This is a genomic window from Pseudomonas sp. Lz4W, assembly GCF_000346225.2.
GTDB lineage: Bacteria > Pseudomonadota > Gammaproteobacteria > Pseudomonadales > Pseudomonadaceae > Aquipseudomonas > Aquipseudomonas paraversuta.
This window is the reverse complement of record NZ_CP017432.1, coordinates 4,318,912-4,331,565: the sequence shown is the minus strand read 5'-3', so window position 1 is coordinate 4,331,565 and position 12,654 is coordinate 4,318,912. Positions and strand designations below refer to the sequence as shown.

Here is a 12,654-nt window from a genome sequence, read left to right as displayed (position 1 = left end):
ATGAACTACGACACAGTGATCCGCAATGCCCGGGTTATAGATGGCAGCAACGCGCCGGCCTATAGCGCTGACGTGGCGGTACGCGCAGGGCGTATCGAGCGTATTGGCAACCTCGGTGATGTGCGCGGCACATGGGAAATAGACGCGGTGGGCCGGGTGCTGGCGCCGGGTTTTATTGACGTGCACACCCACGACGACACGGTGGTGATCCGCCAGCCGCAGATGCTGCCCAAACTCAGTCAGGGCGTGACCACAGTGATTGTCGGCAACTGCGGGATCAGCGCGTCGCCGGTGACCTTGCGCGATGAGCCACCGGACCCGATGAACCTGCTGGGCGACAAGGCCGCGTTTGCCTACCCGCGTTTCAGCGACTACCGCGCTGCCGTTGCGGCGGCCGGTCCCGCGTTGAACGTTGGTGCGCTGATCGGTCATACGGCGTTGCGCAGCAATCACATGGACGATCTGCAGCGCACCGCCACCCCCGGCGAAATTCGCGGCATGCGTCAGCAGCTGCGGGAAAGCCTGGAAGCGGGGGCGCTGGGGTTATCCACAGGGCTGGCGTATGCCAGTGCGTTTAATGCCGAGACCGACGAGGTGCTGCAGCTGGCCGCAGAACTGACCGCGTTCGGCGCGCTCTACACCACGCATTTGCGCAGCGAATTCGAGCCGGTGCTGGAGGCCATGGATGAAGCGTTTTTGATCGGTCGCCAGGCCCGGGTGCCGGTGATTATTTCCCATCTCAAATGTGCCGGGGCGGGTAACTGGGGGCGCAGTCCGCACTTGCTGGCAGCTCTGGAGCAGGCAGCGAAAACCCATCCTGTGGGGTGCGACTGTTATCCCTACGCCGCCAGTTCTTCGACTCTGGACCTCAAGCAAGTGACTGACGCGTTCCGGATCACCATTACCTGGTCGACCCCGCATCCTGAAATGGGCGGGCGTGACTTGCAGGACATTGCAAGGCTTTGGGGCGTATCGCTGATGGATGCAGCGCAGCGCCTGCAACCGGCGGGCGCGGTGTATTACGGGATGGACGAAAGCGACGTTCGCAGGATTCTGGCGCACCCGCTGTCAATGATCGGCTCCGACGGCCTGCCTGACGACCCGTTTCCGCATCCACGCTTGTGGGGGGCTTTTCCACGGGTGCTGGGGCATTTCAGTCGTGACCTGGGGTTGTTCCCGCTGCACACCGCGGTGCACAAAATGAGCGGGTTGTCGGCGGCTCGTTTTGGTCTTGAGGGGCGGGGAGAAATACGCGAAGGCAACTGGGCGGATCTGGTGCTGTTCGATGCCGCGAAAGTACGTGATGTCGCCGACTTCAACTCCCCGCAACAAGCGGCACAAGGGATTGACGGGGTGTGGGTCAACGGGGTGTTGAGTTATGAAAACGGCGTGGCCAACGGTAACCGCGCCGGTGTGTTTCTGCCCCGATAGGGCGGAGACTCAATGGTCCCGGTGCAGGAGCGAGCAGGCTCGCTCCTGCAGTGAGGGTCAGACTTTAAAGTGGCTCACCATCTCTTGTAGCTGATTGCCCAGACGCGCCAGTTCAACGCTGGACTTGGCCGTCTCGTCGCTGGCGGCTGCGGTTTGCTCGGAAACGTCGCGCACATTGACGATGCTGCGGCTGATCTCTTCAGCCACTGCACTTTGCTGTTCGGCGGCGGCGGCAATCTGCTGGTTCATTGACTGAATGTTCGACACGGTACGGGTAATGCCCTGCAGCGAGGTGCCCGCCTGGCGGGTCAGGGTCACGCTGCTGTCAGTCAGGGAGCGACTGTTGTTCATCACGTTGGCCACGTGCTGGGTACCGCTTTGCAAGGCTGCAACCAGGGTCTGGATCTCTTCGGTGGATTTTTGCGTACGCTGGGCCAGGCCACGCACTTCGTCGGCCACCACGGCAAAACCGCGTCCGGCGTCACCGGCACGGGCGGCTTCGATGGCGGCGTTAAGGGCCAGCAAATTGGTTTGCTCGGCGACGGCCTTGATCACGTCCATGACGCTGCCGATCTTGTCGCTTTCCTGTTGCAACACGGCCATGGCTTCGGTCGAGCGACCGACTTCAACTGCCAGACGCTCGATCTGGTCAATGGCTTCATTGACCACCTTGTCGCCCTCACGGGCTTCGCCGTCTGCGGCTGCGGCGGCTTGCGAAGCCTGCTCGGCATTGCGTGCAACTTCCTGCACGGTCGCCGTCATTTCATGCATGGCAGTGGCCACCTGATCGGTCTCGATCTTCTGGCTGTTGACCCCGGCACTGGTTTGCTCGGTGACCGCTGACAGCTCTTCGGCGGCGCTGGCGATTTGCGTAACCCCGTCGCGAATACCGCCGATCAGGTCGCGCAGGGTGGTGCCCATGCGCGCAATACCTTGCTGCAATACACCCAGTTCATCGCGACGGGTCACCTGCAGGTTGTGGCTCAGGTCGCCACTGGCAATGCGCTCGACCACATCCAGGGTTTCACGCAACGGGCGGGTAATCTGGCGGGTGATGATCACCGCAGCAGCGATGCCGAACAGCAGCACCAGCAGGGTGGTGATCGCTTGCATGCTGTTGGCGGTGGCACTTTCGATGTCGCGGCGCTGCAACTGGAGTTTGTACAGCTCATCGCTGCGGCTCAGAACGCTGGCGCCGTACTCGGTCATCTTCTTGCGCACGTCGATGATGGTGTTGTCGGTGCTGCTGTACACCTGCAGCGCCTGTTGGTACTGCTCCATGGTCCGGGTCAGGGTACGCAGGGTCTCTGCGGCGCTCGTCGCGAAATAAGGATTGAGCTTTTCAAGACTGTCGACGGTCTTTTCCAGTTGCTGGCTGGCGGCCTTTTCGGTCGCCGGCGTTGGCGCAGCAATATAGGCACGGACCTGATAACGCGAGAGCAGGAATTGTTCGCGGACTTCAGACACGGTCTGGTACATCGCGAAACGGGACTCTTCAGCGGCAGGCAGTTGCAGGGTGCTGGCCAGCAGCGTGGCGATGGCGTCCTGGGCCAGTTTGGCATTGCGGTCCATGGCGGCCCGCGCTTCGGCAGACTCGACATAAGCCTTGCGCATGGTCACCAGTGCGCGCTCGTAGTCGCCGATGATGGCTTGCTGCTCCTTGAGCAGTACGAGGTTTTCCTGGCTCTTGAAGGTGTCGATCAGCTTTTTCTGCTGTTCCTGAAAGGCGTCAATACTGCCTTGCACTGCTTGCGCGGCGGTCTCGTCGCCGTCAGTCAGCATGTACTGCAAGCGTGTCACCCGCAGGTTGGTAAACGCGGTATTGAGCCGGGTGATATCGCTCATCCAGTTACTGCGATCAACCATTTTGTCCAGGCTGAGCCAGTCAAAGATCGCCATTACGCAAGTGAGGAGCAGTACCAGGCCAAAGCCAAGGGTCAGTTTCAGGTTGACGCTGATGTTGCTCAGCCAGCTGTTCATAAAGTTCTCCAGGAACGGTGCACGCAGGATCGAATTTCGCTGGAGGGTTTTAGTTATTGGCCCAGCAGAATGCTTGTGTTGGGGTGTATCGGCGGCAGTTCTCAGAGCTGAAATGTTTTCTTGATAACAATGAATATTCGGCGAAAAGCCCTTGCAAGCATGTGGGCAAGGGCGGCTTTACGTTTTTTTTCACATTCGTTTCACCTGTCCCTGACGTGGGGGTTTTTAGAATCTGGTTCAGCTAACCGATATCCGTCGTGTGCAATCTTTGCTCTTACAAAAAGAGGCGCGCATCGACCCATTGTCATATTCGCGTTTTAGGGTAACGGCCAGTGTCGTCCACTGACTGCCATAGAGGGTATTTCTTCCGTGATTTTGAGTCTTCGTCTGGCTGGAGCCACACGTGCCATGCTGCGCGGTGTGCTGGCGCGTTACAGAAATGCATTGGTGATAGTCGCCGCAAGCCTGCTCACCGGTGCGGTCACGTGGAACCTTCTGGCGCCAGTGCCGGCGCCCAATCTGGCGCAGTCAAAACATGCCGGACAGGTACTGACCCTGACCCAGAGCTGGGCCAGAGGTGATGTGATTGCACTGGTGCGCCATGGCGAGCGCTGCGATCGCTCGTCGACCCCATGCCTGGGCCTGCCTGACGGGATCACGGTGCATGGCGAAGAGGTGGTTCAGGGGCTGGGCGCCAATTTCAGGCAGTTGGGGCTGAAGAACGTCGATATTTACAGCAGTGAGTTGACCCGGGCGCGGCAAACCGCCGATGCCATGTTCATTCGCCCGGTGCCGGCGCAGGACTGGTTATTCAACTGCCGCGGCACGATGTTGCGTGATGCCCTCAAGCACAAGGTGCCGGGGCGCAACCTGGTGCTGGTGACCCACAGCGAATGCATGGACGCGCTGGAAGCGGACATGCATGTGCCAACGGATACAACGTTCGGCTACGGGGCTTCATTGTTCATCCAGGACGATGGCACCCATGACCCGCAGATGCTGGGGTATGTCGAGACCAACGACTGGTCGGCCATCCTGCCGGAGGCAGCACCAGAGCATCACGTGTTCGAAGCCTCGCAATTCTGAGCCAATTCCACTGCAGGTGCCGGCTTGTCTGCAGTGCAGACAAGCCGGTGCTAGCGCGGGCAAGCCATGCTTGCACAGGGTTTGCCCTGACTGACAACCTCTCCAGGCCTGTGTGCAGCTCAAGCCCGATTAAGCAGGCGGTTCCAGTTTTGCTCTTCGGGCAACGGCAGGTCGCTGAGTTCACGGGCCACAACATTTTCGATATCGCCGGCGCTCAGGACTTTTTCGTCCAGCCATGGCCACGTCGCATCCGCATCGCGAAAATTCAGCTGATCGTTTAATTGATGGCAGGCAAGTGCGAGTAAATGCATCAGCACCCACTGGCTGGTGATGTATTGCTTCTGCCCGGCCGGGATACGACTGAGCAGGGCCGCCACGTCGGCCAGTTGCGGGCTTGGCGAGGTCGCGGTGTGCAGGTTCCATAAAATCACCCCGTTGTTTGAAGCATCCTTTTGCGCCAGCGCCGGGTCGCTGCTGACGTCAATGCTGAGTTTTACGTCTTGCTGTTCAAGCTGATCAATCAAATAGTTGGCAAGATCGGACTTGCGCAGAAACGCGGTGGCCGTATTGAACGCCAGATGAGCGTCATAGTCGCTCAGGGTCTTGCTGGTGATGTTGATGGTCATGACAGGCTCCTTGGCTGGGAATCGTCCAGCACAGGGAGCGTAGTCAATGCAGGGTAATCGGCCACGCTAACCGGCTTTGTATTGCCCGGGATCAAGTCCGGGGCCCGGGCGTTGCCAGGCTGATGAAGTAATAGTGGTGACGTCCGACGCTGACCTTGTCCACTATGTTCAAGGCTAACCCGGGTATAACCGGTTGTTCGACGATGGCGACGTTATCGGGCGAGGCGCGGAGAAAGGCCTGCAGTTCGGCTGTGGAGTCCAGCGTCTGCTGCAGTTGCTGGCTGTAGAACACCAATGCGCCCAGGCGTTCATCCGGTTGCATCAACGCGATGTGTTTGCCGGCGGCTTGCAGGTTGAGTGCATGGGCCGCTACCGGTTGGAATGACTCCTCCTTGTCGGCCCGTGGCGCCCACAGCGCCGCCAGCAGGTAGCTGGCCACGATGCAGGCTAAAACCACTCCCCCCAGGGCACGATGATGCTCGCTCAGGAATCTGGCCAGGGTCGAGGTCCGGCTTTTCTTGTACAGCCAGTCCAGCACCACCCGGGCATATTCGGCGGCAATGACAGCAGCGGCCGGGGTCAGTGACATGAGGTACACCGCACGTTTGCTTGAGGCCAGGTTCAGCAGCAGAAACTGCGCCAGTAGCCAGACACAGAAGAACAGCAGATACGGGTTGCTTCGCAGTTGCCGGCGAAAGTGCCAGAGCCCCAGATAGGTCAGCAGGTTCCACGGCAGGAAGGCTTCGGGCAGCTTCCTCAGGTAGTAGTAAAACGGTTCGTAATGCCCTGCATCAACAAAGGAGCCGCTGAAACGTCCGACGCTGTTGGTCCACAGCACTTCGCCCACAGCCTGGAGCCCGCCGCGCTGATACAGCACCCACAACCAGATCATCAGCGGAATCAGTCCCAGCAGGGTCAACAGTGCCGGTCGTAGCCAGTGTCTCAGGATAAAGCGCTTCTCCATCAGGCTTTCGCACAGCAGAAATGCAAAGATCACCACCCCTGGCAGCGCCAGCCCCAATACTCCTTTGCTCAGGGTTGCAATGGCGATCCCGGCAGCAAACAGCAGCCAGCTGCCCCGTGCAAAGCCCGGCTGGCGGCTGGCGTGAAAAAACGCCAGCAGCGCCATGCTCACGCCCAATGTCAGCAGGGCATCTTCCCCCACTTGACGGGTATTGCCCCAAAAACTGCCCATGGTCGCCAGCATGGCGGCAGCCGTCCAGGCCAGTGCCGTGGGGCGTCCAAGTTTGCGCAGCATGGCGTATAGCAACATGACGCAAAATAATCCGGCGAAGGCTGATGCCAGGCGCACGGCGAACAGTTCACCCCCGAACAGGCGAATGGCGCCCGTATCCAGCCACAGGCTTAGCGGCGGTTTTTCGAGGAAGGGCTGGTTGAGCAGGGACGGCGTCACCCAATCGTTGCTCAGGTGCATCTGCATGGCGATGCCCGCCACCCGGGACTCGGTCGAGCCTTGCAGTTGGTGGTTGCCCAGGGCAAAAAAGAACAGCAGACAACCGAGCAGCAATAACAGCAGAGCAGGGCGGGTCAGGCGCATTTGGCTACCAGGGCAGAGTCGGAAGTAATGGTGCGCTGGAGTATAGGAGGGCAATTCTTAACAAAATGTGAAACCTGAGACCTCCGGGCTGCAAAGGGTGTGCGGGCTGCGGGAGGTACTCATCCGGGCGCCGGCCTGCCAGCTCCGGCAGGCACACCGGTCAATCACTGGGGCATCTGCCGGCCCCATCCGCTAGACTCCCGCGCTCAACGTGTGTCTCCTCCCTCTGCAGCAAAGGATGTTCATGATCTGGTTTCTTGAAGGGCAATCCAGCCAGCGCGATGTGATTGCCGGCGCGCGCGCGGCGCTGCCCGATGCAGTTCGGATTTTCGCCTCGCACCGTCAAAATCGCCCTGAAATAACCGGACTGGCGGATGTCGCCTGGCGCGAGCCGCTGGACAATCAAGAGCGTATTGCCTGGGTCATTGAGCAGGCCTTGAGCCATCAGATCAAGCTGGTGCTGGCCGGTCGTGTGGGGCAGGTCTATGAAGCCCATCGTGGCCAATTCGAGGCCGCAGGCTTGCAACTGGTCACGGGCGCCCTGGACCTGAACACCTTTGAGCGGGTCGACGACAAGTCGGTATTCACCCGTCAGGCGCTGGCCGCAGGGCTTGCCTGCATTCCGGCGGTGACCGTGCACAACCAGGCCGAGCTGCAAGAGGCCTACGCGCGGCTGTCCCGTGAAGGGCAGGTGTGTGTGAAACCGACCCGCGGCATTTATGGTCAGGGCTTCTGGCGCCTGGGGGATGATGTCGATCCGTTTCGCAGCTTTGCCAATGCCGATGCCCATGAGGTGAACGCCGAGGTATTTGCCCGGGCCTACGGCCAGTCCATTGAGCCCAAACCGTTGCTGGTCATGCCGTACATGCCCGGTAGCGAGGTGTCGGTGGACATGGTGTGCGAAGCGGGCAACGCGGTGGCATATGTCGGGCGGCGCAAACAGGGGCTGATGCAGTCATTCGAATGCGACGGTGCCGCCGTCGAACTGGCACTCAGGGCCGCGCGGCATTTTTGCTGCGACGGCATCGTCAACGTGCAAACCCGTGATGATGCCGAAGGCAATCCGCATCTGCTGGAGATCAATCTGCGTTACTCCGGTGGTATCGGCTATACCCGGGAAGCGGGGGTTAATCTGCCCGGTATTTTCGCCGCCCGTCGCCTGGGAATGCCCGCGCCGGCCAGTGTCTGGCGCGAGAATGTTCAGGTAAAGGCGATCACTGTCGTGGTTCCGGTTTGCGGCGAAGCGCTTTTGGATCGGCAGAATTGATTTTGGCCATCTTTGGTAACCATTTTTAACTTGTCCTAAAACCCGGGCTCCCAGATCGTCCCTCACTTTTTAAGTCTTTCCAGGTAGTAAAACATTGATGAACAGCGGTAACCCCATGACCGGATCCAAGGCTTTGCACGCAAACCTTAAGCGCGGTCGACTGGATGTTGAGGTCAATGCATCGACCTTTGATCCCCAGGCACTTTTCAGTTTTGCCGAGCGCCGCAATCCCAAGCGCGCTTTTTTGTTTGTTTCCCGTGTGCTCGGCCGGCATATCCCGGCTCGTCCGTCGCTGATGGCCGCAAGTTTTAACGCGCTGGCGGCGAAAATCCCTGCCGACCTGCCTGGCCCGGTGCTGGTGATCGGCATGGCAGAAACCGCCGTGGGCCTGGGCGCAGGTGTGCATCGCGCCCTGAGCCGGACCCGTGATGACAGCCTGTACCTGTGCAGCAGTCGCCACCCCACCGGCGGCGAACTGTTCACCCGTTTTGAAGAAGAACACAGCCACGCCAGCTCGCATTTGCTGCACCTGCCGCAAGATGCCAGTACCCGGGAGATGATGCTGACTGCCCGTTCGCTGGTTCTGGTGGACGACGAAGCCTCGACCGGCAATACCTTCATCAACCTGAGCAAGGCGCTTGCCGAAGCCGGGCTGGATTCCATTCAACGGATAGTCACGGCAACCCTGACCGACTGGTCCGGGGACGCGGTGCGCAAGGCCATGGGCGATCACGTCAGCAGCGTGTCGTTGCTCGACGGTCGCTACACCTTCACCGAAGACCCCGCCGCAGAACTGCCCGACATGCCTGAAGTCGGCAGTGTGGCCCGGGGCGACTGGCCCCTGGACCCGAATCGCGACTGGGCCCGTATGGGGGTGCGTGAACACCTCGATACCCTGGCGCCCGGCTTGCAGGTTTTGCCAGGGGAGCGGGTGTTGGTCATTGGTACCAGCGAGTATGTATGGCGCCCGTTCCTGCTGGCCGAGCGCCTTGAGCGAGCCGGTGCCGATGTGCACTTCAGCTCCACCAGCCGTTCGCCGATTGCGCTGGGGCATGCCATCGATCATGCGCTGTCGTTCTGCGACAACTACGGTCTGGGTATTCCCAACTTCTTGTACAACGTCGCTCCCGGCCAGTTCGACCGGGTGCTGATCTGTACTGAAACCCCGGCAGCGGCGGTGGATCCGGCGCTGGTCAGCGCATTGAATGCACAGGTGATCGTTGATGAGCGTTAATCGTCCACTGGTGTTCGTTGATCTGGACGACACCCTGTTTCAGACCGCCCGCAAAATGGGGGATGAGCCGCGCTTCCCGGCGACCCTGGATGTGGACGGTCAGCCCAACGGCTTTATGAGCGCGACGCAGAAAAGCTTCGTCGAATGGCTGCTGGCCACTGCCGATGTGGTCCCGGTGACCGCCCGCAGCATCGAGGCCTATCAACGGGTGCAACTGCCTTTTGTGCATGGCGCTGTGTGCGCCCATGGCGGGGTGATCCTCAATCCTGACGGTTCGCTGGACCCGGTCTGGCATGCGCACATGGGTACTGAGCTGGCGCTGGAGCAAACCCGCCTGCATCAGTTGAGTGAGCAAACCCTGGCCATTGGCGCCGAGCTGGGTTTCTCCCTGCGTGGCTGGGTGGTTGAAGAGCAAGGCCTGGCCAATTACGTGGTCACCAAGCACAACAACGAAACTGACGATGCACTGCTCACCGTGCTGGCCGTGGTCAAGGCGCGCGGTTTGCTGGACGGGTTGTACGTGCACGGCAACGGCAACAACCTGGCGTTCCTGCCGGTGGCCCTGCAAAAGCGCGCCGCAGTGCGCGAATGGGTACGTCGCGATCAGGCGATCAACGGTAAACGACCGTTGCTGGGCTTTGGCGACAGTGTCTCGGACATGGGCTTCATGACCGAGTGCGATTGGTGGGGGACGCCCAAGCGTGGTCAGCTGGCCAGTCATGTGCTGGCGAGCGTCAGCCATGAGTAATGCTTTCGAAGGCCTGCAAACCGTCGGCAGTGGCAGTTATGCCACCGATGATGTGCATTTTTTGCTGCGCACCATGCAGATTGAAGTCACCGATGTGCAGGAAAAAGAGCGCCTGATCCAGACCCGTCAGCGTCACTACTCGGAGATGATCAGCCAGGAGCATCCGCCGTCCGACACCCATAAAAGCCTGTACCGCCTGGCGCTGGCGCAGAACGGCGCGCGCATGGCCGCAGATGTACAGGCGCTGGCCCGGGCCCTGGACCAGCGTTACAACGGCCCGACCATTGCGCTGGTGTCGTTCGTGCGTGCCGGGTTGCCGCTGGGTGTGTTGTTGCGTCGTGCGCTGGTCGAATCGGGGCGTGACGCCCGGCATTACGGGATCAGCATTATTCGTGATCGTGGAATCGACAACGTCGCACTCGAAGCTATCATCAAGACCCACGGCGCCGAGAACATCGTGTTTGTGGATGGCTGGACCGGCAAAGGTGCAATCAGCGGGCAGATCCGCGACAGCCTGGCCGGCGATTCGCGTTTCCCGGCCGACCCGCGCCTGGTGGTGCTGGCCGACCCCTGCGGAAGGGCCTGGCTGGCGGCTTCGGCAGAAGACTGGCTGATTCCTTCGGGCATCCTGGGGGCGACAGTGTCTGGCCTTGTTTCCCGTTCGATCTGGCCGCAAGACCCCGGCCTGCATGGTTGCGTGGTGTATTCGCATCTGGCCGGGCACGACGTGACACAAGACTTTATCCGCAGTATCGAAGCCGAGCGCGCGCAATTGGCGCCCCAGGCAGCCGCCCAACCCTGGACTGCGGAGCAGGCGCAAATATTGCAACGCTCAGCCGTGGCTGCGGTCGAACGTATCTCGACACGGTTTGCAGTGAGCAACCCGAACCGCGTCAAACCGGGCATCGCCGAGGCCACGCGCGCAGTCATGCGCCGGGTGCCGGACCACGTGCTGGTGCGCAACCGCGACGATCAGGATGTTCAATTGCTGCTGCACCTTACCCGGCAGGCGAATATCGAGGTCGAAGAAGTCGGTGAAGAGTTGGGGCCGTATCGCGCCGTGACTGTAATCAGGAGTGTTCGCTGATGATCAAGCATTCCGCCTTTGCCTTGGGCGCCACTCTTTATATGCCGGCCACCCGTCCCGACATTATGGACGTGGTCATGGGCGAGAAAATCCAGGGCCTGCGTTCGCTGGTGGTGTGCCTTGAAGACGCAGTGGCCGAGACGGACGTGCAGCAGGGGCTCAGCAACCTGAAAAATCTGTTGCTGGGCATCGAGGCGCGCGGCGGTCGACCGTCCGGCGGGCCGATCCTGTTTGTTCGGCCCCGGGATGCGGCAATGGCAGCGGTGCTTAATGAGTGGTCGTTGATGCGTCACGTCGACGGTTTTGTGGTGCCCAAACTGCGTCTGGGCAATATCCGCGAGTGGCAGCAGGCGGTGACCCGCAACGAATTGATGCTGATGCCGACCCTGGAAACTCCCGAGGTGTATGACCCGGGGGCCATGGTTGAATTGCGCAGTGCGATGCTCGAGCAACTGCCGGGGCGGATTATCGCCTTGCGCATCGGCGGCAACGATTTGATGGGTTGCCTGGGCTTGCGTCGCAGCCCGGCGATGACCCTGTACAGCACGCCCATGAGCTATGTTATTCCGATGCTGTGCGGCGTGATGGGCTCTGCCGGTTTCGCCCTTACGGCCCCGGTGTTTGAACAGCTCAATAGCCCGCAGTTGCTGGAGCAGGAACTGGCGCTGGACATGGCCCACGGGCTGGTGGGTAAAACCGCTATCCATCCGTCGCAAATTGCAGTTATCCACAGGGCGTTGCAAGTCAGCCTTGAAGATCTCAATAGCGCACGCCACATACTGAGTGAGGCGGCGCCTGCGGTGTTCAAGTTCAACGACGCCATGTGCGAGCCTGCGACCCATTACAAATGGGCGCAAACAATTATTGAGCGAGCGCACTGGCAGGGGGTTCGCCCTGAAACCGGCGGCTCGTCGGACACTTTTGGAGGCAGCCTGCGATTGGCTGAATTAGTGGGTTGAACGACGTTTTGAATACACCAGTTAAAGGCAAGCAGGTTCTGTCAGCATTTGATTTCGATGGCACGCTGACCTATCACGATACCTTTGTGCCGTTTTTGCGCTTTGCTTTTGGCAACCGGCTGTTCGCCATGCGCTTGATGCGGATGATTCCATCAACAGTTTGTTACCTGCTGGGTCAGATATCGCGTAATGATTTGAAGGAAAAGCTGATCACGGTCTATCTGACAGGTGCCAAAGAAGCCTGGGTCAAGGAACGTGCAGAAGCATTTTGTGACGTTTCGTGGCAGCGCCTAATGCGCCCTTTGGGCTTAACATCTGTCGCCAACCAGCTGGAGCAGGGCGCCACGGTCACCATTTGCTCGGCGTCCCCCGAACTGGTGCTCACGCCTTTCGCCAAAAAGCTTGGTATCGGCCTGATCGGTACCCGGCTGGCATCAGTCGACGGCGTACTGACGGGAGAGATCGACGGTACCAACTGTCGCTGTGAACAAAAAGTCATCCGGTTAGAGGCCAAGTATGGGCCTCTGGACCGCTACACATTGCGCGCCTGGGGTGACACCCGGGGTGATGAACAAATGCTCGGAGCCGCCGAGGAGCCACATTGGCGCGAATTTCACGCGCTGTGGCGCCGCAAGCGGCCACTTGATGTGTGCTTGCGCGAAGAGTTGTAAGCAAGGC

The 12,654-nt window shown here is 60.3% G+C and carries 11 protein-coding genes and 1 pseudogene; 8 read left to right on the top strand and 4 right to left on the bottom strand.

The annotated features are described in order from the left end of the window. Positions 1-1,431 carry an amidohydrolase family protein gene (locus B195_RS19795; protein WP_037001333.1) on the top strand — a complete coding sequence of 477 codons (1,431 nt, stop codon included), beginning with the start codon at positions 1-3 and terminating at the stop codon, positions 1,429-1,431. 57 nt (positions 1,432-1,488) lie between these two features. Here B195_RS19795 and B195_RS23270 read toward each other — a convergent pair whose 3' ends face one another. Together B195_RS23270 and B195_RS23265 are read right to left on the bottom strand one after the other, a co-directional pair. Beyond that, complete coding sequence (locus B195_RS23270; RefSeq protein ID WP_369826392.1) at positions 1,489-2,202, bottom strand: methyl-accepting chemotaxis protein; 714 nt, start codon at positions 2,200-2,202, stop codon at positions 1,489-1,491. A gap of 141 nt (positions 2,203-2,343) precedes the next feature. Further along, positions 2,344-3,276: pseudogene (locus B195_RS23265) on the bottom strand (methyl-accepting chemotaxis protein); the annotation flags it as partial. 543 nt (positions 3,277-3,819) lie between these two features. On the opposite strand from B195_RS23265, the gene B195_RS19785 reads away from it, so the two are divergent. After that, on the top strand, positions 3,820-4,497 hold the full coding sequence (locus B195_RS19785) for a histidine phosphatase family protein (protein WP_003439403.1): 678 nt from the start codon (positions 3,820-3,822) through the stop codon (positions 4,495-4,497). Between the two features lie 119 nt (positions 4,498-4,616). On the opposite strand, the gene B195_RS19780 is transcribed toward B195_RS19785, so the two are convergent. Together B195_RS19780 and B195_RS19775 are read right to left on the bottom strand one after the other, a co-directional pair. After that, complete coding sequence (locus B195_RS19780; protein WP_003439405.1) at positions 4,617-5,123, bottom strand: hypothetical protein; 507 nt, start codon at positions 5,121-5,123, stop codon at positions 4,617-4,619. 91 nt (positions 5,124-5,214) lie between these two features. Next, positions 5,215-6,681: a glycosyltransferase family 39 protein gene (locus tag B195_RS19775; RefSeq protein WP_003439407.1), complete on the bottom strand. Its 1,467-nt coding sequence runs from the start codon at positions 6,679-6,681 to the stop codon at positions 5,215-5,217. A gap of 244 nt (positions 6,682-6,925) precedes the next feature. Here B195_RS19775 and B195_RS19770 point away from each other — a divergent pair, with 244 nt between their 5' ends. The 6 genes from B195_RS19770 to B195_RS19745 all read left to right on the top strand — a co-directional run bounded on the left by B195_RS19770 (position 6,926) and on the right by B195_RS19745 (position 12,647). Continuing rightward, a complete protein-coding gene (locus B195_RS19770; protein WP_003439410.1) occupies positions 6,926-7,948 on the top strand; it encodes an ATP-grasp domain-containing protein in 1,023 nt (340 codons plus the stop codon). A 97-nt stretch (positions 7,949-8,045) separates the two neighbouring features. Beyond that, positions 8,046-9,182 carry a phosphoribosyltransferase domain-containing protein gene (locus B195_RS19765; protein WP_003439412.1) on the top strand — a complete coding sequence of 379 codons (1,137 nt, stop codon included), beginning with the start codon at positions 8,046-8,048 and terminating at the stop codon, positions 9,180-9,182. Further along, positions 9,172-9,930: a hypothetical protein gene (locus B195_RS19760; RefSeq protein WP_003439414.1), complete on the top strand. Its 759-nt coding sequence runs from the start codon at positions 9,172-9,174 to the stop codon at positions 9,928-9,930. Before B195_RS19765 ends, B195_RS19760 begins: the two co-directional genes overlap by 11 nt. Next, positions 9,923-11,017 (top strand): cysteine protease StiP domain-containing protein, encoded by a 1,095-nt coding sequence (locus B195_RS19755; RefSeq protein WP_003439415.1) that lies wholly within the window; start codon positions 9,923-9,925, stop codon positions 11,015-11,017. Before B195_RS19760 ends, B195_RS19755 begins: the two co-directional genes overlap by 8 nt. Beyond that, the gene (locus B195_RS19750) at positions 11,017-11,976 is read left to right on the top strand and encodes an HpcH/HpaI aldolase/citrate lyase family protein (RefSeq protein ID WP_003439417.1); all 960 of its coding nucleotides are present in this window, start codon (positions 11,017-11,019) and stop codon (positions 11,974-11,976) included. Before B195_RS19755 ends, B195_RS19750 begins: the two co-directional genes overlap by 1 nt. Beyond that, a complete protein-coding gene (locus tag B195_RS19745; RefSeq protein WP_003439418.1) occupies positions 11,973-12,647 on the top strand; it encodes an HAD-IB family hydrolase in 675 nt (224 codons plus the stop codon). The genes B195_RS19750 and B195_RS19745 overlap by 4 nt, the downstream gene beginning before the upstream one ends. Positions 12,648-12,654 lie beyond the last annotated feature (7 nt).

Coding starts and splice junctions, on each gene's coding strand:
- B195_RS19795 (WP_037001333.1), top strand. CDS start 1: ATGAACTACGACACAGTGATCCGCAATGCCCGGGTTATAGATGGCAGC.
- B195_RS23270 (WP_369826392.1), bottom strand. CDS start 2,202: ATGCATGAAATGACGGCGACCGTGCAGGAAGTTGCACGCAATGCCGAG.
- B195_RS19785 (WP_003439403.1), top strand. CDS start 3,820: ATGCTGCGCGGTGTGCTGGCGCGTTACAGAAATGCATTGGTGATAGTC.
- B195_RS19780 (WP_003439405.1), bottom strand. CDS start 5,123: ATGACCATCAACATCACCAGCAAGACCCTGAGCGACTATGACGCTCAT.
- B195_RS19775 (WP_003439407.1), bottom strand. CDS start 6,681: ATGCGCCTGACCCGCCCTGCTCTGCTGTTATTGCTGCTCGGTTGTCTG.
- B195_RS19770 (WP_003439410.1), top strand. CDS start 6,926: ATGATCTGGTTTCTTGAAGGGCAATCCAGCCAGCGCGATGTGATTGCC.
- B195_RS19765 (WP_003439412.1), top strand. CDS start 8,046: ATGAACAGCGGTAACCCCATGACCGGATCCAAGGCTTTGCACGCAAAC.
- B195_RS19760 (WP_003439414.1), top strand. CDS start 9,172: ATGAGCGTTAATCGTCCACTGGTGTTCGTTGATCTGGACGACACCCTG.
- B195_RS19755 (WP_003439415.1), top strand. CDS start 9,923: ATGAGTAATGCTTTCGAAGGCCTGCAAACCGTCGGCAGTGGCAGTTAT.
- B195_RS19750 (WP_003439417.1), top strand. CDS start 11,017: ATGATCAAGCATTCCGCCTTTGCCTTGGGCGCCACTCTTTATATGCCG.